This is a genomic window from Streptomyces sp. NPDC050448, from assembly GCF_040655295.1.
In the GTDB taxonomy this organism is placed as follows: Bacteria; Actinomycetota; Actinomycetes; order Streptomycetales; family Streptomycetaceae; genus Streptomyces.
Window position 1 is genome coordinate 48,481 of record NZ_JBFAJR010000034.1, and the last position, 17,616, is coordinate 66,096.

The following is a 17,616-nucleotide window of genomic DNA, read 5'->3' on the forward strand; positions in this document are numbered from 1 at the left end:
ACCTGCGGCGAGCGCTCCCTGCGCTCGCCGCAGGTGCACGCGTCCGCGCCGAGCGACCCGGCTCCACTGGCACGATTCCCTGGTCTCCCTGAGCGGTCCCGCACTGCTCGCGGCCGTACGCGGACAGGCGCCGGGAGTGCGATTGCGCTTCGTCGCGGAATCGAGCCTCGACACCCCCGAGTTGCGGCGCGGCGAGGTCGACCTGGAGGCGAACGCCAACCGCCCGAGCGGCGCGGCAAGGGCACCCCCTCACCCGCGTCAAAACCGTCACCGCAGAGCAGTACGCCGCCGCTGAGCACGTCACCGTCTCGCGGCGCGGAAATCTCGGCAACGCCCTCGACGACGCCCTCGCGCCGCTCGGCCTCACCCGCCGCGTGACCGCGCCCACCGAAGCAGCCGCGCTGGAGTTCGCGCGGCTCCGATCCCCTGATCAGCGATCTCGCTCACTCGGTCGACTCCTGGCCGATGAGCAGGTCGAGCAGGCCGGCGGGGGCGTTGTCGCCGAAGATGAGCTGGTGATTCTTGTCGGATTCGGCGGCGAACTGGGCACTGCGGGGGAAAAGAGCCTGCTCGTACTCCGCAAGGGCGGCTTCGATGTCGTCGGAATGCGCGGCGATGGCTTTGCCGAGTTCAGCGCCGTCGAACATGGCGAGGTTGGCGCCCTCCCCGGCGAATGGTGACATGAGGTGGGCGGCGTCGCCCAGCAGCGTCACTCCGGGAACGCGGTCCCAGCAGTGGCCGATCGGCAGGGCGCTGATCGGGCGCGGGGCGAGGGCGGTTTCCCCGTCAGTGATGAGTGCGGTGAGTTCAGGCGCCCATCCGGAGAATTCTGCCGCGACCTTGGCCGCCGCCGTTTCGGGACTGGCGAGGATGGCGGCGATCCATTCCTGCGGTTTGTTGAGCGCGACGTAGGTGTGAAGAACGGCGTCGGCCTCTCGATGGCCGAGGATCCCCTTGCCGGCTGTGACGGCGAACAGGGAACCGTCGCCGGCGGCCTTGGCCGCTGCGGGGTGGCGCTGGTCGGCGTCGTACAGGTAGGTCTCGATGAACGACGTGCCGACGTACTCGGGCTTCGCGTCGGAGAGCAGCGGCCGGATCCTCGACCAGGCGCCGTCCGCGCCGACGAGGAGGCCGGTCGTCACGGTTGGCCCGTCGGCGAAGGTCAGCTCGTGCCTTCCGTCTCCGAGGGGGCGGACACTGGTGACCTTGTGTCCCCACTGGATCATCTCGTCGGGCAGCGAGTTGAGCAGGATCCGACGCAGGTCTCCGCGGAGCACCTCGGGGCGACCGCCCGTGCCGTCGTCGGGCTGGTCGAGCAGTACCGCGCCGTGCTGGTCGAGCACGCGCAGGGCCTCGCCGCCTTCGTGGATGATCGCGCGGAACTCGTCGGTGAGGCCGGCCGCGTCGAGGGCGAGCTGCCCGTTGTACTCGTGGATGTCGAGCTGACCGCCCTGCGTGCGGGCGTCCGCCGATGTCTCGGCTTCGTAGATGGTCGCGGGGATGCCGTGCAGGTGCAGGACCCGTGCGAGGGTCAGGCCGCCGAGCCCGGCGCCGACGATCGTGACGGGAGTGCTCATGATGGTTTCCCTTTCGCTTGGACACCGCTCTACTGCGATACAGTGTTCGCAGTACCGGCGCTACGATAGCACTACTGCGAACAGTGAGCGCAGTAGTGAGGAGGAAAACCGATGGACGACGCCCACACGGTGATCTGGAACCGGCCGGAGCGGGCCGCGAAAGGCCCCGCGCCGTCACGCACCCGGGCGGAGATCACCAGCGCCGCTATCGCGATCGCCGACGCCGAGGGCATCGAGGCGCTGTCCATGCGGCGCGTCGCCAAGGAACTGGGAACGGGCACAGCCTCGCTCTACCGCTACCTGGCGTCCAAAGACGACCTGCTCGACCTCATGCTCGACGCCGTAGCGGCCGAAGACGGCGGCCCGCCTGCCCCCACCGGCGACTGGCGCAGCGACCTGCGAAGCCTGGCCCATCGTTCCCGAGCCACCATCCACCGGCATCCCTGGATGACCTCCCTCGCAGCAGGGCGCCCATCACTTGGACCGAACTCCCTCGATGCCACCGAATACGCACTCGCCGCCCTCGATCCCCTCGGCTTCGACATCGACGTCATGATCACCGTCGTCAACACGCTGCAGGCCTTCGTCCGCGGCTACGCCATCGGCGAGCTCGCCGAACAGGAAGCCGTCCGACGCTCCGGAGTCGGCATCCAGGAATGGATGGACGCCCACACGCCCTACCTCGACAAAGTCGTCAAGGCCGGGCGCCACCCACTCCTCGCCCGGGTCATTCGTGATGCCGAGCTCCCCCACGCGGCCGACAGAGCCGAGCGCGGGTTCGAACTGGGACTCGAACGACTCCTCGACGGATGGGAAGCCAACCTCCCCGTCCGGCCCTGACGATCCGGCAGCATCAACCGGGGTTCATCGGGGAACTCCACACCCCGACGCCGGCCTCCGCGCGCCGAACCCCCGACGCAACGCGATCCCCCGAAACGACCCGCCAGGGCTTGCACGGATCGATGGACGCCTCGTCGTATCTGCTTGCTGGCCAGCTCGGCGAACCAGCGTTCCACCAGGTTCGGCCACGACGATCCGGTGGGCGTGAAGTGCAGGTGAAGGCGGGGTGGGCCGGCAGCCAGATCCTGACGGCCGGGGTTTTGCGGGTGGCGTAGTTGTCCAGCACCATAATCGCCTTCGGCAGCGTCGGGGTCACGGAAGGGGCGCAGGCCCTGGCCGTGGTCGGCGGCCTCAGTGTTGAACAGGTGGCGGCCCAAGAAGTTGATATGCCGGCATGAGCGCGGAGAGGCGGGCGACGCCCTCGTCCATCGTGTACAGGCCGAAGGCCATGTCGCCGTACGGGGCGGCTTCGGTGGCCACCATCTCCGGCTTCACCCCGCCGTCGACGCCGAGATCACGACGCCCTGACCGTCGCCTGCGGTACGGCCCTGATCGCGCCATCCACCGCCAGGCCCCGGCGTGCAGCTGCGTCTGCCCGCCGAACCGGCACGTACACCCCCGACCTACGCCGGGGCGAGGTCGACCTCGAATCCAGCTCCACGCTGCCGACCCTCCCCGACATCCGCCACCGCCTCGTCGGCAAAGACCGGATCGTCGCTTCCCTGCATCCTCACGCGATACGGCAACGGTTCCTGGCCGAGACGGCGTGCTTGAACGCCGTTCCATCCCTTGTTCTTCGCAGGGAATCCCGGCCTTCAGGCCGGTCGGGAATGCGATCCTGGGCCCGGAGGCGCGGAGTGCCGGAGATCTCTGCGCCTCAGGGGTGACGGTCAGGCTGGACGCTTCTGGTTCTCGATGTAGTCCTTGACGATGCTCAGCGGTGCGCCGCCACAGGACCCCACGAAGTAGGACGGTGCCCAGAACACCGAGCCCATGCCGATCCGGTTGATCCGGCCGGTGTACTCCGCCCGCAGATATCGGGAGCTGACGCCCTTCAAGCTGTTGACCAGCTTGGACAGGGCGATCTTCGGCGGGTAGTGCACGAGCAGGTGGACGTGGTCGCCCTCGCCGTTGAACTCGCGCAGCTCTGCGCCGAAGCTCTCGCACACGTCCCGAGTGATCGCCTCGCACCTGGTCAACATCTCGCTGTTGAAGATCTCACGCCGGTATTTGGTGACGAACACCAAGTGTGCGTGGAGGTTGCAGACGACGTGATTTCCTCGCCTGATATCGGGGTCTGGTTCCCAACGTGGTGACATGCGCCAAGGGTAGTATGTTCAAGCGAACTCGACCGAAGGGGGTGGGCTGGGTGATCCGTGCGTACAAGTTCCTCATGCGGCCCACCGTGGGCCAGTCGATCGCGCTGGGGGAGATGCTCCGCGATCACTGCTCGCTCTACAACGGGGCCTTGCAAGAACGCCGTGACGCCTACCGGCACGTCTCCAAGACGTCGGTGAAGTACGGCACGCAGTCCGCCCAGCTCAAGGACATTCGGGCGTTCGACTCGGAGCGGCACGGCCGTTGGTCGTTCTCTTCTCAGCAGGCCACCCTCCGGCGTCTCGACAAGGCGTTCGCCGCGTTCTTTCGCCGGGTCAAGGCCGGCGAAACGCCCGGTTACCCGCGTTTTCGCGGGGTGAACTGGTTCGACACGGTGGACTTCCCGAAGGACGGCGACGGCTGCCGCTGGGACAGCACCCCGTACGACCCGACCACCCGCGTCCGCCTCCAGGGCGTCGGGCACGTCAAGGTCAACCAGCACCGTGCCGTGGTCGGCAAGGTCAAGACCGTCTCGGTCAAGCGCGAGGGCCGTATGTGGTTCGTCGTGGTCACCGCCGAGCAGGAACAGCCCGAGCCGCTGCCCAAGACTGGCAGCGTGGTCGGCGTCGACCTGGGCATCAGCAACTTCCTCGCCGACTCAAACGGCGAGTTCGTGCCCAACCCGCGCCATGGTCGAAGCAACGCCGATGCCCTCGCCGACGCTCAGCAAGCCCTGGCCCGGTTCCCCCGAGTCCGCCGCGACAAGCGGACGAAGAAGCACCGCCTGGCGGTCGAGAAGGTCGCCGCCCTGCATGGCAAGGTGCGCCGTCAGCGCCTCGACCACGCGCACAAGACCGCGCTCGTCCTGGTCCGTCAGCACGATCTGATCGCGCACGAGAAGCTGACGATCCGTAACATGGTGCGCGCCCCCAAGCCCAAGCCTGACCCCGAGACACCGGGCGGCTTCCTGTCCAACGGAGCGGCAGCCAAGGCCGGACTGAACAAATCGATCCACGATGCGGGTTGGGGGGTGTTTCTCGCGATCCTCACCGCCAAGGCTGCAAGCGCCGGACGGCACGTGATCGCTGTGGACCCCCGCAACACCTCCCGGACCTGCCCCGCCTGTGGGCACGTCTCAGCGGAGAACCGCACCACTCAGGAGAAGTTCCACTGCGTCGCCTGCGGCCACCTGGCGCACGCTGACACGGTGGGCGCGATCAACGTTTTGAACCGGGCCGGGCTGGTCCGCTGCGACGCCGACCCGGCGTAACAGGAAGCCCCGTCATTTATGGCGGGGAGGAGTCACAGGGTCGGACGCCGAGCCGGCACAACCCAACCCCGAGCGATACCGGCAGATGCGCGACGAACACGGCGCGCGTGAGCACCGCTTGGTGCAGTTCAGCGCCAAGCGGGTCGGCTGGTCCCGGTCAGGCTGCCGGGGCGGTCAGGACGGCCTTGGCCGCCAGCCGGAGATTCCTGATCATCGGATTCGGGTCACCCTTGCGGCTGACCAGGACGACCTGGCTGGGGGGAGCGCCCTCGATCGGGACGGTGACGAGGTTGGGACGCAGTGAGCTACGCCGATCGCCGACCGGTAGCACGGCGATCACCCTGCCACTCGCGACGAGTTCGAGCTTGTCCTCGTAGCTCTCGACCGGCGGCACGCCGGCCCCGAGGATCCGGTAGGAAGTCCAGTCCGCGGTTTCGAACGCGCACGGCGCCGCCTCCTCGGCGGCCAGTTCTTCCGCGGTCACCGACGCGCGGTCGGCCAAGGGATGGCCGCGCGGGACCACGAGCATCCGGGGCTCCTCGTACAGCGGGGTGGTGAACACGTCGTCGGCGGCAAGCGGCAGCGGGGCCCGCGCGATCAGGGCGTCGACGCGCTTGTCGGACAGCGCCCCGACGTCGCGGCAGCTCAGGTACCGGGTGGCGATCTCGGCGTCCGGGCAACGGCGGCGCAGTTCCCGTACGGCGGCAGTGATCACCAGGTCTTCAACGTAGCCGATGGCGATTCGTTCGGTCTCGGCTTGTTCGCGCACGGCCAGCTCGGCCTGGCGGGCGGCCTGCAGCAGGGCTTGGGCCCGGGGGAGGAACCTCTGGCCGGCCGGAGTGAGCCGGGCGCCCTGGGGTACGCGGTCCAGCAGTCGTGCGCCGAGATACTTCTCGAGCCGTTGAATCTGGCGGCTCAACGCCGGCTGGGCCACGTGCAAGTCGGCGGCGGCCCGGCCGAAGTGCTGGTGCGCCGCCACCACGGTGAAGTAGCGCACCAGCCGCAGTTCCAGGTCCTGTCCGAGATCGTTCACCCTTCCAGCGTACGCGTCATGCCGTTTCGGAATGGCTAGGTTGCCGAACCGGTCTTGGACGGCCATGCCGTCCTGGGCCTTGACTGAAGGCGCAACCTTTCCCCAAGAAAGCGACAGGCGCGATGAAGGCGATCCAGTTCCACGAAGCGGGCGGGCCGGAAGTTTTGCAGTATGACGAGGTGCCGGTTCCCGAGATCGGCCCGGGCGAGGTGCTCGTCCGGGTGCACGCGGCGGGCATCAACCCGCCGGACTGGTACCTGCGTGAGGGGATGAAGGTCATGCCGGCCGAGATGAGGCCGGCGCTGGAGTTCCCCCTGATCCCCGGAACGGACATGTCGGGCGTGGTCCAGGAGGTCGCTCCGGACGTGCTGGGGTTCGCCGTCGGTGACGAGGTCTTCGGCATGCTGCGGTTCCCCGGATTCGACGGCCGGACGTACGCCGAGTACGTGGCCGCGCCGGCTTCGGACCTGGCTCACAAGCCGGCCGGTATCGACCACGTGCAGGCGGCTGGGGCGCCGATGGCCGTGCTTACGGCCTGGCAGTACCTGGTTGATCTCGGCCACGACGTGCCGTCTCCTTTCACCGGCCGGGTGCACCAGCCGGTGCCGATCACGCCAGGGATGACCGTGCTGGTCAACGGGGCCGCCGGCGGAGTGGGCCACTTCGCGGTGCAACTGGCGAAATGGAAGGGGGCACACGTAATCGCGGTGGCCTCGGGCCGGCACGAGCAGTTCCTGCGCAAGCTCGGCGCCGATGAGTTCATCGACTACACCAGGACGCAGGCCGCGGACGTCGTCAGCGGTGTCGACCTGGTGATCGACACCGTCGGTGGCCCGGACGGCTCACGCTTCCTGACCGTGCTCAAGCGCGGCGGCACCATGCTTCCGGTGTTCTTCGCCCCGTACGACCCGGAAGAGACGGCGAGTCTGGGCATCACGGTCTCGGACATTCAGGTGCGTTCCAACGGCCCCCAGCTCGCCGAGATCGGGCGCCTGTTCGACGAGGGCAAGCTCCAGGTCGGGGTGGACAGCACCTACCCGCTGCCCGAGGCGGACAGCGCACACGCGCGAGCCGCGCAGGGCCACCTCCAAGGCAAGATCGTGCTGACGGTGGTCTCGTGATCGACGAACTCCAGCAGGCGGTGGCGAACTACGCCCACGCCCTGGACGAGCTGAATGTGCCCGAGCTGGAAGCGGTCATGACCGAAGACACCACCTGGACCTTCACGATGCCCGGACAGGGAGTGCTCGGCCCGGTCGCCGGACGCGCGGCGGTGCTCGACTTCATCCGTGACGGGCACACGGCCCAGACCGGAAGGGTGCGGCACCACCTGAGCAATGTCGTGGTCACGACGACGGACGCCGCCACCGCTGAGGTGCGGTCGTTCTATCCCGCTGTTTCATCCCAGGATCGGCTGTTTGGTCTGCTGTGTCGGGTCGCGCCAGGAGATGGTCTTTTCGCCGGTGAGGCGGCGGGCCATGAGGTCGGTCATCGCGATGTGGATGACGGCTTCGGAGCGGGTGGGCAGGGTTTCGCAGTCGCGGGCCAGGCGGCGGTGGAGCATGAGCCAGCCGTGGGTCCGCTCGACCGCCCAGCGCTTCGGGATCGGCGTGAATCCCCTGGCCACGGAATCGCACGCCGGGTGGGGGCCGGTGAGTTGTGAGCGGATCGGTCGTAAGTCGCCGAGTGGGCGCGCCGGACCGGAGAGTATGTCGGGTCGGTGCCCGTGCCGGTTCGCCGGCTCACTTGGCGGGCGCGGCATCGGCACCGGGGGAGCCGCAGGCCGCCGCAGGCGGGGTCAGAGGATCTCGGTGTCGTAGAAGCAGAGGTGGTCCTTGATCGCGGCGACGTCCGGCTTGGGGTCCGCGTACGTCCAGACGAGGTCGGTGGCGCCGGGTACGGACCAGTAGCCGGCGTCCCCCTTGAACGGACAGTGGGTACTGGTGTCGGAGGGGGTCAGCAGGTCGGTGCGCACGTCCTCGGGCGGCAGGTAGTAGCGCGGGGGGCAACCCGTCTCGCGCAGCACCAAGGGGCGCCGACTTTCGGCCAGCACCTGCCCGTCCTTCACGACGCGCACGTGCTCGGTGCCCTGCTCGATGGTGATGTCGTGTCCACGTGTCATACGCTCTTCAGCGCACCCGGCCGAGGAATTCTTCCCGCGACCCCCGATGGACGCCGTGGAACATCGGTCCCGGGGGTGGAACAGCGGGTCGCCCAGGATTTCGGCAGCCCGCACGGACCCCGGCCTCCTCGACTGCGCTGACGAACACGCCTCACAACTCCCCGCGAACACCGACGGAAACCCCCTCTTTACCGCGTTCAGCGGCACGAACGTCGCCCTCTCCCGGCTCGCGGCACACGTCAAGCTCTACGAAGGCGCCGTCCTGCCCCGCGAGCGCCGCACGCGATCGCACAGCGGGACCAGTCCAGCTGCGTTCATAGCGCCGGTGCGGTCGACGGCAGCCGGCAAGCCAGGCCATGGTGCGTTCGATCGTCCAGCGGTGCCGGCCCGGCCGAGTCGCTGGGAAGACTCGATGCCTTTGCGGGCGATCCGGTGGGTGATTCCGCGTAAGCGGAGCCTTTGGGACCGCCGCGGGTGAAGCGGTGCAGGCCCTGCCGGCCTCGGCGGTGCCCAGGCGCAGGGCGGTGGTGTACTTCACGATCTGGTCGTACCGCTGGTGGATCAGATCCTAGTTGATGCTGGGTAACCCACTCGGGTGGGTTCGCGACTACAACGCGTTCACTCATGTGGATGACCTGACGGCTAACGCCCCTGCGGCGGGGCACGCATTGCGTGACCACGAGCCTCTTTCACGGAAAGGCCGGCCTCATGAGTATCGGAGCTACCCCTGCTGCCGTCACCGCAAAGGAGAATATCTTCGCCATGCTGGACGTGGACGGGGATGGCGTCATCTCCCGACAGGAGTACCTCATGCGGCCTGAGCGTGCAGCAGCCGCACTTGGACGCGACTGGAACGACCCGCGCGTCCTCGCCGCTATCACGGCTCATGAGCGGGTATACGCGTCGATGGACGCGGACGGCAACGCTCAGGTGTCCTACGAGGAGTATGCGAGGTGGGCAGGCGCCGACGCGTTCGACGATGTCTGCCGACAGGCGCTGGGGTCCCTGTTCGATCTGGCCGACGCAGACGCCGATGGAGCCCTGAGCCAGGACGAGTTCACAGCGTTGCGTACGGCACTGGGGAACCCAGCCGACAACGCCAGGAGGGCATTCGAGGCACTCGACGCCGACGGGGACGGACGAATCGACCGAGAAGAGTATCTGGCCTCGATCCGTACCTACGTGTCCGGCGGCACTTCCGCCATGGCCCACGCGCTCCACGCGTCCGACAGCCGCTCAGGCGTGGCATCTCCACCGAATGGGTCCGCCTGGTGATCGATCAGCATCCCGGCTGGCGTTCTCGCGCGGTATACAGGACCTCGCGCAGCACCGGGTTCCGCCTCGTCGAGCTGGACCAGGCGGGCGAGGAGCACGGCGTGTGGGGCGGACTCACCGAGGACGAGCGCCGCTCCCTCAAGCGCCGCGCGGCCCGCTGCCACATCGCCAGCGCCGCCTGACCGCTTCGACTTCGCGCCCGCCTCGCGGGAGCCGTTCAAATGAGATCACTTCCCGAAGAGGCAGCCTGACGCAGCGCTGGTGCGTACGGGTGATCAGGGGCCACAGCTTCGGCGTGGCCCCTATAACGTGCAGCCATGGAATATGCCCCGATGCCCGAGCCGCTGCGCCGAGCGGTCAACCAGATGGTGTCTGAAGCAGTCGGGCGCTGCCAAGAAGTCATGCGCTACGCTGCTTCGGACGGCGCGCGCGACTGGAAGCGGATGACGCTGTACCGGGCCACGGACGCGGCGGACACCATGGATTGCGTATCCATGCTGATTGCCGCGTACTGCGAGCACAATGGCATGGACCCGAAGATCCTGCGGGGCTATCTCCAGCTCAGTCAGCAGCACAGCCGCGCCGACGGGCCGCAGGAGGACGACCGGGCTTACCTGGCGGATCTGTTGGGGCAAACGGAGCCCAGCCGGCAGTAACCAGACGGGGCCGTGGACGCTGCACGACTGCCACTGCTTTCGCCCCGAGATGGGCGAGACCCGCAGAGTGGAGGGGGACGCCAGTGTTACATGACTGCCCGGGGCGGAAATGCCAACGTCTGGGTGTCATGAAGTGCGTTGTCCGGGCACTGCATGCGCTTGCCGTCCTCACATGTGGACGTAGTTGGAGATGTTGCCGGTGGTGAAGTTGATCAGGCCGCCGCAGGCGAGCAGGCAGAATCCGGGAACGGGGCCGGGCGGAACGGGCGCGCTCGTGACTTGGACGGTCGTGGTGCTGCTGGAGGCATCGCACGACAAGACGCCAACTCCACTTGTCACCTGTATGGAGGAGCGCCCGACTGGCAGCGGGTCGAACGCGCGTACCGTCGGCGCCCTCGCGTCATCTGCATCCGAGCGTTCCGGACCGCCGCTTGCGCTTTTTCGGGATCAGGTCTTCTCTCATCTGACCGCCCAGCCGGCCGAGGCGGTGCGCGGAGAGGTCGTGATTGCGGCGGCTCGACGGGAGCGGCATGTGCTCAACGTCGAGCTCGTCCGGCGCGACTCACCGATGCCATGCCACAGACCCCGGCCGTAGCACGGGACGGCGACGGAGGCCGACGACCGACCAGTCGGTGCCACAGAAGCGGCACCGACCGGCGATCCAACCTCCGTAGCACGGGACGATGACGGAGGCCGACGACCGACCAGTCGGTGCCACAGAAGCGGCACCGACCGGCGATCCAACCCCCCTCGAGGGGGCCCATCGCGACTCCGGTACGTCGGTGGCTCCCTGACCAGCAAAGAGCCGCAGGCCATATCAGTGCCACGCCCCCCGAGAGGGATGGGCTGCCCACCGGTTGGATACTTCATTGACTCAGCATCTGGGCATATGCCGCAAGGATCTGACGCCATCCTCACCCCAATGGAGGGGCGCGCCGCCGGAGCACATGGGGGGCGCCTTTGACACCTCCTGACAGCGGTCATTGGCGGTTGTGCCAGCCCGGGCAGGGCGTTGCCCTCGGGTCATGGCCGTGTCAGGGCGACGTCTTCCTGGCCGGGGCCGTGTCAGGTGTCGGAACGGGTGGGGTTCGCCTCTGGTGCCAGGCCCATGAGGGCGGCGAGGGCCGTGGCGAGGGCGGCCACGGTGGGGTGCTGCCAGATGAAGTTCCCGGCGAGGCGGACGGGGAGTTCGGTTTCGAGGCGGACGCGAAGTTCGGTGGCCAGCAACGAGTCGAAGCCGAGGGCTTTGAGAGGAGTCTGCGGGTCCAGCGTGGCGCTGCCAGTGCGCAGGATGGCGCGGATGTGGTCGCCCAGGTAGGTCTCCAGGGCGGTCTGGCGTGCGATGCCGACGGGCAGGGCTTCGAAGCGGGAGCGGATGCCGGAGGCGCCGGACTGGGGCTCATCCCGAGCCGGGAGGTCGTCCGGTGCGAGGAGAGCGAAGAGGCTGGAGGCCGAGGCCGTCCGGGGGATCCAGGTCTGCGGCGGCCCGGGGATTACGGCGGTCTGGACCCGTTGATGGGCGAGCAGGGTGTGCAGGGCTTCGATCCCCTCGCGGGTGGGAATGGTCTCGTAGCCGCGATCGGCGAAATCGGTGGCCTGCCCCGTCTCGCCCCAAGGACCCCAGTTGACTGCCAGCGTGGGCAGGCCGCTGCGGGTGCGCCAGGTGGCGAAGGCGTCGAGCCAGGCGTTGGCGGCTGCGTACGTTCCCTGTCCTGCGTTGCCGAGCAGGGAACTCATGGAGGAGTACAGGACGAAGAAGTCCAGGGATTGTCCGGCCGTGGCCTGGTGGAGGTTCCAGGCACCGGTGACCTTGGGGGCCCACACCCGCTTGAGCTGGTAGTCGCGGACGGTGCCCAGGGCGGCGTCGCTGAGGACCATGGCGCAGTGCACGACCCCGCGCAACGGCACACCGCCTTCGGTGGCGGCCTTGACGAGTCGTTCGGCGGTGCCGGACCGGGAGATGTCGCCGAGGACGATCGTGGTACCAGGCAGGTCTTTGACGGCGCGCGCGGTTTCCAGCGAAGGTGGCCGGCGGCCGTTGAGGACGACCCGGCCCGCTCCCTGCTCCACGAGCCAGCGTGCCGTGGCCAGCCCGAGACCGCCCAGGCCGCCTGTGACGATGTATGCGCTGTCGGGGCGTACGACGGGAGGCCCGTCCGGCAGGACGGCGGTGGTCTCTCCCCGATCGGGGACGGTCAGCACCATTTTGCCGATGTGCCGGGCGCCGGCCATCGAGTGGAAGGCATCCGCGGCCAGATCCAGCGGATAGGGGGTGCACAGCAGCGGCTTGAGGCGCCCCGCGGCGATGTGGTCCACGACCTCCCGCAGCAGCGTACCGAACAACTTTGGTCGCCCCTGCTGGAGTCCGATGAGGTCGACGGTGGCAAATGTGATGTTGTGGCGCAGCGGGGCGAGTTTGAGGGCGGCATCGGCCATGATGTCGCGTACGCCGAGTTCGACGAAGCGGCCGAACGGGCGCAGAGCTTCAAGCCCGGCGCGGACTGCGGGGCCGGCGAGGGAGTTCAGGACGACGTCTACTCCCTCGCCGCCGGTCGCCTGGCGGGTCTGTTCGGCGAAGTCCAGGGTGCGGGAGTCCATGACGCAGCGGATTCCGGTGCCGCGCAAGTAGCGTCGTTTCTCCTCGGTGCCGGCCGTGGCCAGGACGTCCGCACCCAGCAGGCGGGCGACGGCGATGGCCGCCAGGCCGGTGCCGCCGCTGGCCGAGTGCACGAGGACGCGTTCACCAGGGGCCAGCCGTGCGACGTGGTGGAGGGCATACCAGGCGGTGAGGAACGCCGTGGGCAGTCCTGCTGCCGCCTCGGGGGTGAGGGCGGGCGGGACGGGGACGACGGCGGTGGCGGGAACGGTGATGAAGGAGCCGAAGGCGCCGCCTTCGAGCTGGACGGCAAGGACGGTGTCTCCAGCGCGGACGTGGTCCACGCCCGCTCCCACGGCGGTGACCTCCCCCGCGCACTCGAAGCCGATGCGGTAAGGGGTGACAGGCTCTGAACCGAGCATGCCGAGGGTTGTAAGGACGTCGCGGAAGTTGAGCCCGGCGGCCTGGACGCGCACCTCGACCTCTCCCTCGCCAGGGTGACGACGGCCGGTTGCCACCAGCTCGAGGCTGTCGAGATCGCCGAGACGTCCGACGCGCAGGCGGAACCCGTCCTCGCCGTAGCGGACGACCCGGGTGGTACAGGCGGTGCGTTCGGCGTGGGTGACGGGGGCGCGGTCGATGCGTGCGACGTATCGGGTGCCATCCCGCAGTGCGACCTCGTCTTCGGGGGCGCCGGCGAGGAGTTCATCGGCCAGCGCGCGCAGCCCGGGTGCTCCGGGATCAGTGTCGACAAGGGTTGGCCGTAGGCGCGGGTGCTCGATCGCAAGGACACGTGCGACGCCGCGTACGGTGCCGTGGGCGGGGTGACCGGCCTCGTCTGCGGTGACCGCACGGGCGTGCCGGGTGGCGGTGTACAGGCGCCACGTTCCGTTGTGGTCTTCGGCGGCCTGGGCGAAGGCGAGCAGTCGCCTGGCACGTTGCTGTGCGCCGTGGGTGGGGTCGCTGTCGTCGGCGGACGGCGTGCCGCACAACAGGACGACGGCGCGCCAGGGTCCCGCTCCGGCGGCCAGGTGGTTGCGGAAGACGTCGGCCAGTGCGGCGAGTCCCTCCCGGCTCAGCGGTGTTTCTCGGACCTCCGCGTGGGCACCGGCGTCCCGCAGGAGTGTCGCCAGGCGTTCGGCTTCGCCATCTCCCTCACCCACGATGAGCCAGTTCCCGGGCGGTGTCTGCCGGGCGTGGGAGCGGGGCGCGTGGTGCCACCCGAGTTCCATGAACCACTGTTCGACGGCAGTACCGCGGGCAGGTGCGCGGCGGGCGAAGCGCGCGCCGTCGAGGGCCAGTACCGGTCGGCCCCCGGCGTCCAGGACACGGACGTGTCCGGCGAGGGTCGTCTCGGTGCTCTCGGTGACCCAGGCGTGCGCGTGGACAGCCTGTGAGAGGTCGCCCAGGATCCGCAGAGCGCCGATCTGGACGGGCAGGATGGGCGCGGGTGCGCTGTCGTTGCCGGCTCCGGCGACCAGCAGTTGCAGACACAGGTCGAGCAGGACGGGATGGAGGCTCAGGGCGTGCTCGGGAGTACGGGCGGTGGGTGGAAGTTGGATGCGCGCCCAGAAGCTGTTCCGGTGGTTGTTCGTGTGGAGCCCGGTGATGCCGGTGAAGGCGGGTCCGTGTTCGAGGCCGCAGGCACGCAACCCGGCGTAAAGGGCGGCCGAATCGAGTGTGACGGGGTGCTTGCGGTCGAGGGCCGGGATTGAGGCCGCACGGGCGGGCTGGGGTGTGGGCACACCGCGGGTACTTGCCGAGGCGTGCAGCTGCCAGGTCCCGCCGGGCTCGCGGGAGTGGATTTCGCCGGTGGCCTGCTGGGGGGTGGCAAGGGTGAGCGTAGTGCTGATTTCGGTGTCGTCGGTCAGGCGTAGCAGGTCGTGGAAAGTGATGTCGGTGATCTCGATGTCCGTGATGGCACCGCCCAGTGCGGTTCGGGCCGCGGTGTGCAGGAGGGCGCAGAATGCTGCGCCGGGCAGGACGGCAGTGCCGTGGACGCGGTGGTCGTTGAGCCAGGGCAGGTGGCGAGTGGGGGCGCTGGCGCTCCAGGTGTGGCGGATCGGTTCGCCGGGGATCTCTGTGTGCCGGCCGGGCAGGGCTCCCGCGTCGGCCGGCTGTGCCTCGCCGGAGGTCCAGTGGCGGGCGCGGTCGAAGGTGATGGTGGGGGCGTCTGTCAAGCAGCCGTCGCCATACAGGGGGGTCCAGTCGACGGTGCCGCCATCGCAGTGGACGGCAGCGAGCTGGGTCCGCAAGGTGGCGGTTTCGTCCTGTCCGCGGCGCAGTGAGGGCAGGACCAGCGCTTCCGGGGTCAGTTCGGCCAGGCTCTCCGTGAGGGACTGGGTGATCACGGGATGGGGCGAGATCTCGATGTAGATCTGGTGGCGGTCCTGGGCGGCGGCGGCCACGGCGGCATGGAAGCGGACGGGCTGGCGCAAATTGTCGCACCAATAGGCAGCGTCCAGGAGAGGGCTGTGCCGCGGGTCCTCGGTCACGGTGGAGTAGAAGGGGATGCGGGGCGCACGGGGGCTCAGATCGAGGAGAGCTTCGCGCAGATCGGGCAGGAGAGGGTCGACGTGGGGGCTGTGGGAGGCGACGTCGACCGCGATCGGCAGGGCGAGGATTCCGCGCTCCCCCCATCGGGTGATCAGGCGGGCGATCTGGTCGGCGTCGCCGGAGACGACCGTGGTGCCGGGCGAGGCCAGGACCGCCACGCAGACGGCGCCGGTCCCGGCGTCGGCGAGGTCCGCCTCCACGGTGGCCTGGTCCAGGGCGACGCTGGCCATCGCGCCCGACCCGGTGATCCGCTCCAGCAGTGCCGAGCGGCGGCAGATGACGCGGACCCCGTCGCTGAGTGTGAGCGCTCCGGCCACGACGGCTGCTGCGGCCTCTCCCATGGAGTGCCCGATGACGGCAGCGGGCCGGACCCCATGCGCCTGCCAGGCCGCGGCTAGCGCGATTTGCATGGCGAAGAGTACCGGTTGGATCCGCGGGCCCCCGGATACGGGTTCATCCGCGCGGATCAGCTCCAGGACGGAGAACCCCGCCTCCTGCCGGATGAGGGCGTCGACCTCAGTCAGGGCCTTCGCGAAGGGCTCGTGGCGCGCGAGGAGTTGGCGGCCCATGCCGGACCACTGGGAGCCCTGTCCGGAGAAGACCCATACCGGCTGGTGAGGAGCGGTGACATCGGCCGTGCCCGAGACGAGGGCCGGATGGGGCAGGCCCGCGACGAACAGCCGGAGTGCCTCCAGGGTTTCGGCGTGGGTACGGGCCACGACCGCGAGGCGCCCACGTCCGGGGCTGCGGCGCAGGGCCAGGGTGTGGGCCACGTCCCGCAGCGGGACGCGCGCACCGGCTCCTTCCAGCCAGTCGGCCAGGCGACCGGCCGCGGCTGGCAGGGCGCGGTGGGATCCGGCCGCGACCAGGATCACCTCGGGCGCCGCGTTCTCCGGCCGGCGTGGGGCGGGCAGTGCGGCGCGGCGGCTGGGCCGCGGTGGCTGCTGCAGGATCACGTGGGCGTTGGTCCCCGAGAAGCCGAATGAGGAGACCGCGGCCAGCCTGACCGGCTGCCGCCCGGGCCACTGGGTGGGTTCGACCGGGACGAAGAAGCGGGTGGCGTCCGCGGCGATGGCCGGGTGCCAGCCGGTGAAGTGCAGGTTGGGAGGAATGACCCCCTGCTGCAGGCACAGGACGGTCTTGATCAGTCCGGTGATGCCGGCGGCGGGCTCCAGGTGGCCGAGGTTCGTCTTGACCGAGCCGAGGGCGCACGGGGAGAGGCCGTTGCCGTACACGGCTGCCAGACTGGTGAACTCGACCGGGTCGCCCACCGGGGTGCCCGTACCGTGGGCTTCGATCAGTGAGATCTGCGCCGGGTCGACACTGGCCTGGGTGAGTGCCGTGCGGTAGAGGGCCTGTTGGGCAGTGGGTGACGGGGCGGCAAGGCCGTCGGAGCGGCCGTCTTGGTTCACGGCGGACCCGCGGACGACGGCGAGAATGCGGTCGCCGTCCTTGCGGGCGTCGGCCAGGCGTTTGAGCACGACGGCACCACAGCCCTCGCCGCGGACGAATCCGTCCGCGGCAGCGTCGAAGGTGTGGCAGCGTCCGGTCGGGGACAGCATGCCCATCCTGGCGAAGGACTGGGTGGTGCGTGGGGTGAGCATGAGGTTGACGCCGGCAGCCAGCGCGAGATCGCACTCCTCGCGGAGCAGTGCTTGGCAGGCGAGGTGGAAGGCGACCAGTGAGGACGAGCAGGCGGTGTCCAGGGCGATGCTGGGGCCATGCAGGCCGAGAAGGTAGGAGATGCGGCCTGCGGCCACGCAGTGACCATTCGTCAGAATGGAACCTTCGAGTTCCTGGGGCAGACCGACGAGCTGGTCCATGTAGTCGTTGTAGCTCAGACCGGTGTAAACGCCCGTGTGGGAGCCGGCGAGCCGGTCGGGAGGCAGGCCGGCGTGTTCCAGGGCCTCCCAGACGACCTCCAGCAGGAGCCGGTGTTGTGGGTCGAGGACGTCGGCTTCTCTCCCGGAGACGCCGAAGAAATCCGCGTCGAACCGCGAAACGTCGGTCAGGTACCCGCCCCGCCGGTGCAGGGCCTGAGCGTCGGCTGACATCCTGGCCGCCGGTGCGGGCGCATCGCGGCCGGGCGGAGGGGCGCCCACCGCCTCACGGCCCTCCATCAGCAGATTCCACAAGGCGGCCGGTGAGTCGATGTCTCCGGGAAGCCGACAGCCCATGCCGATGACGGCGATGGGCCCGTTCGCGGGGCGAGAGGGGTGCTTGTCCATAGCCGCCACGGGAGTCTCCTTGTGAGAAAAGCGGATGCATGTGGTTCGAGGAGCTTGGGGAGTTCGAGGAGAAGGAGGGTGTGCCACACAGCTGGCGCGACAACCGGGACCTCGTGCTCCCGCGGGGCGCCGCCGGCTTCGGACGG

12 protein-coding genes and 6 pseudogenes are annotated in these 17,616 nt (G+C 69.2%); 8 read left to right on the forward strand and 10 right to left on the reverse strand.

The genetic code is table 11. The features are described 5' to 3' along the window. Positions 1-67 precede the first annotated feature (67 nt). A pseudogene (locus AB0I68_RS30400) lies at positions 68-416 on the forward strand (LysR family transcriptional regulator); the annotation flags it as partial. Between the two features lie 27 nt (positions 417-443). Here the strand turns inward: AB0I68_RS30400 and AB0I68_RS30405 are convergent. Then, positions 444-1,577 (reverse strand): NAD(P)/FAD-dependent oxidoreductase, encoded by a 1,134-nt coding sequence (locus AB0I68_RS30405; RefSeq protein WP_363180567.1) that lies wholly within the window; start codon positions 1,575-1,577, stop codon positions 444-446. A gap of 111 nt (positions 1,578-1,688) precedes the next feature. On the opposite strand from AB0I68_RS30405, the gene AB0I68_RS30410 reads away from it, so the two are divergent. Next, positions 1,689-2,417: a TetR/AcrR family transcriptional regulator gene (locus AB0I68_RS30410; protein ID WP_363180568.1), complete on the forward strand. Its 729-nt coding sequence runs from the start codon at positions 1,689-1,691 to the stop codon at positions 2,415-2,417. Between the two features lie 104 nt (positions 2,418-2,521). Here AB0I68_RS30410 and AB0I68_RS30415 read toward each other — a convergent pair. The 3 genes and pseudogenes from AB0I68_RS30415 to tnpA form a co-directional block, all read right to left on the reverse strand. Then, a pseudogene (locus AB0I68_RS30415) lies at positions 2,522-2,706 on the reverse strand (IS630 family transposase); the annotation flags it as partial. Positions 2,707-2,768: 62 nt separating this feature from the next. Further along, a complete protein-coding gene (locus AB0I68_RS30420; protein ID WP_363180569.1) occupies positions 2,769-2,900 on the reverse strand; it encodes a hypothetical protein in 132 nt (43 codons plus the stop codon). Between the two features lie 407 nt (positions 2,901-3,307). Then, complete coding sequence (tnpA, locus tag AB0I68_RS30425) at positions 3,308-3,736, reverse strand: IS200/IS605 family transposase (RefSeq protein ID WP_363180570.1); 429 nt, start codon at positions 3,734-3,736, stop codon at positions 3,308-3,310. A gap of 50 nt (positions 3,737-3,786) precedes the next feature. Here tnpA and AB0I68_RS30430 point away from each other — a divergent pair, with 50 nt between their 5' ends. Beyond that, complete coding sequence (locus AB0I68_RS30430; protein ID WP_363180595.1) at positions 3,787-5,004, forward strand: transposase; 1,218 nt, start codon at positions 3,787-3,789, stop codon at positions 5,002-5,004. A 157-nt stretch (positions 5,005-5,161) separates the two neighbouring features. On the opposite strand, the gene AB0I68_RS30435 is transcribed toward AB0I68_RS30430, so the two are convergent. Beyond that, entirely contained in the window at positions 5,162-6,037 is an 876-nt protein-coding gene (locus AB0I68_RS30435) for a LysR family transcriptional regulator (protein ID WP_363180572.1), read from the reverse strand. A 122-nt stretch (positions 6,038-6,159) separates the two neighbouring features. Here AB0I68_RS30435 and AB0I68_RS30440 point away from each other — a divergent pair, with 122 nt between their 5' ends. Further along, positions 6,160-7,158: an NADP-dependent oxidoreductase gene (locus AB0I68_RS30440; RefSeq protein WP_363180573.1), complete on the forward strand. Its 999-nt coding sequence runs from the start codon at positions 6,160-6,162 to the stop codon at positions 7,156-7,158. Next, a pseudogene (locus AB0I68_RS30445) lies at positions 7,155-7,409 on the forward strand (nuclear transport factor 2 family protein); the annotation flags it as partial. The gene AB0I68_RS30440 and the pseudogene AB0I68_RS30445, both read left to right, overlap by 4 nt. A 27-nt stretch (positions 7,410-7,436) precedes the next feature. Here the strand turns inward: AB0I68_RS30445 and AB0I68_RS30450 are convergent. The 3 genes and pseudogenes from AB0I68_RS30450 to AB0I68_RS30460 form a co-directional block, all read right to left on the reverse strand. Next, positions 7,437-7,658 (reverse strand): annotated as a pseudogene (locus tag AB0I68_RS30450) (transposase); the annotation flags it as partial. 177 nt (positions 7,659-7,835) lie between these two features. After that, on the reverse strand, positions 7,836-8,159 hold the full coding sequence (locus AB0I68_RS30455; RefSeq protein WP_363180574.1) for a DUF427 domain-containing protein: 324 nt from the start codon (positions 8,157-8,159) through the stop codon (positions 7,836-7,838). A 310-nt stretch (positions 8,160-8,469) separates the two neighbouring features. Then, positions 8,470-8,612 (reverse strand): annotated as a pseudogene (locus AB0I68_RS30460) (IS5/IS1182 family transposase); the annotation flags it as partial. A gap of 219 nt (positions 8,613-8,831) precedes the next feature. On the opposite strand from AB0I68_RS30460, the gene AB0I68_RS30465 reads away from it, so the two are divergent. The 3 genes and pseudogenes from AB0I68_RS30465 (at position 8,832) to AB0I68_RS30475 (ending at position 10,090) form a co-directional block, all read left to right on the forward strand. Further along, positions 8,832-9,434, forward strand: a complete 603-nt coding sequence (locus tag AB0I68_RS30465; RefSeq protein WP_363180575.1) for an EF-hand domain-containing protein — start codon at positions 8,832-8,834, stop codon at positions 9,432-9,434. 89 nt (positions 9,435-9,523) lie between these two features. Further along, positions 9,524-9,616: pseudogene (locus AB0I68_RS30470) on the forward strand (WhiB family transcriptional regulator); the annotation flags it as partial. A 135-nt stretch (positions 9,617-9,751) separates the two neighbouring features. Continuing rightward, entirely contained in the window at positions 9,752-10,090 is a 339-nt protein-coding gene (locus AB0I68_RS30475; RefSeq protein ID WP_363180576.1) for a hypothetical protein, read from the forward strand. Between the two features lie 168 nt (positions 10,091-10,258). Here the strand turns inward: AB0I68_RS30475 and AB0I68_RS30480 are convergent, their stop codons facing one another. Together AB0I68_RS30480 and AB0I68_RS30485 are read right to left on the reverse strand one after the other, a co-directional pair. Continuing rightward, positions 10,259-10,408: a hypothetical protein gene (locus tag AB0I68_RS30480; RefSeq protein ID WP_363180577.1), complete on the reverse strand. Its 150-nt coding sequence runs from the start codon at positions 10,406-10,408 to the stop codon at positions 10,259-10,261. Between the two features lie 747 nt (positions 10,409-11,155). Further along, the gene (locus AB0I68_RS30485; RefSeq protein WP_363180596.1) at positions 11,156-17,470 is read right to left on the reverse strand and encodes a type I polyketide synthase; all 6,315 of its coding nucleotides are present in this window, start codon (positions 17,468-17,470) and stop codon (positions 11,156-11,158) included. Positions 17,471-17,616: the final 146 nt, after the last annotated feature.

Bases quoted from the DNA above. Each gene is read 5' to 3' on its own strand.
- AB0I68_RS30410 (WP_363180568.1), top strand. From the start codon at position 1,689: ATGGACGACGCCCACACGGTGATCTGGAACCGGCCGGAGCGGGCCGCG.
- AB0I68_RS30440 (WP_363180573.1), top strand. From the start codon at position 6,160: ATGAAGGCGATCCAGTTCCACGAAGCGGGCGGGCCGGAAGTTTTGCAG.
- AB0I68_RS30420 (WP_363180569.1), bottom strand. From the start codon at position 2,900: ATGGTGGCCACCGAAGCCGCCCCGTACGGCGACATGGCCTTCGGCCTG.
- AB0I68_RS30485 (WP_363180596.1), bottom strand. From the start codon at position 17,470: ATGGACAAGCACCCCTCTCGCCCCGCGAACGGGCCCATCGCCGTCATC.
- AB0I68_RS30455 (WP_363180574.1), bottom strand. From the start codon at position 8,159: ATGACACGTGGACACGACATCACCATCGAGCAGGGCACCGAGCACGTG.
- AB0I68_RS30475 (WP_363180576.1), top strand. From the start codon at position 9,752: ATGGAATATGCCCCGATGCCCGAGCCGCTGCGCCGAGCGGTCAACCAG.
- AB0I68_RS30405 (WP_363180567.1), bottom strand. From the start codon at position 1,577: ATGAGCACTCCCGTCACGATCGTCGGCGCCGGGCTCGGCGGCCTGACC.
- tnpA (WP_363180570.1), bottom strand. From the start codon at position 3,736: ATGTCACCACGTTGGGAACCAGACCCCGATATCAGGCGAGGAAATCAC.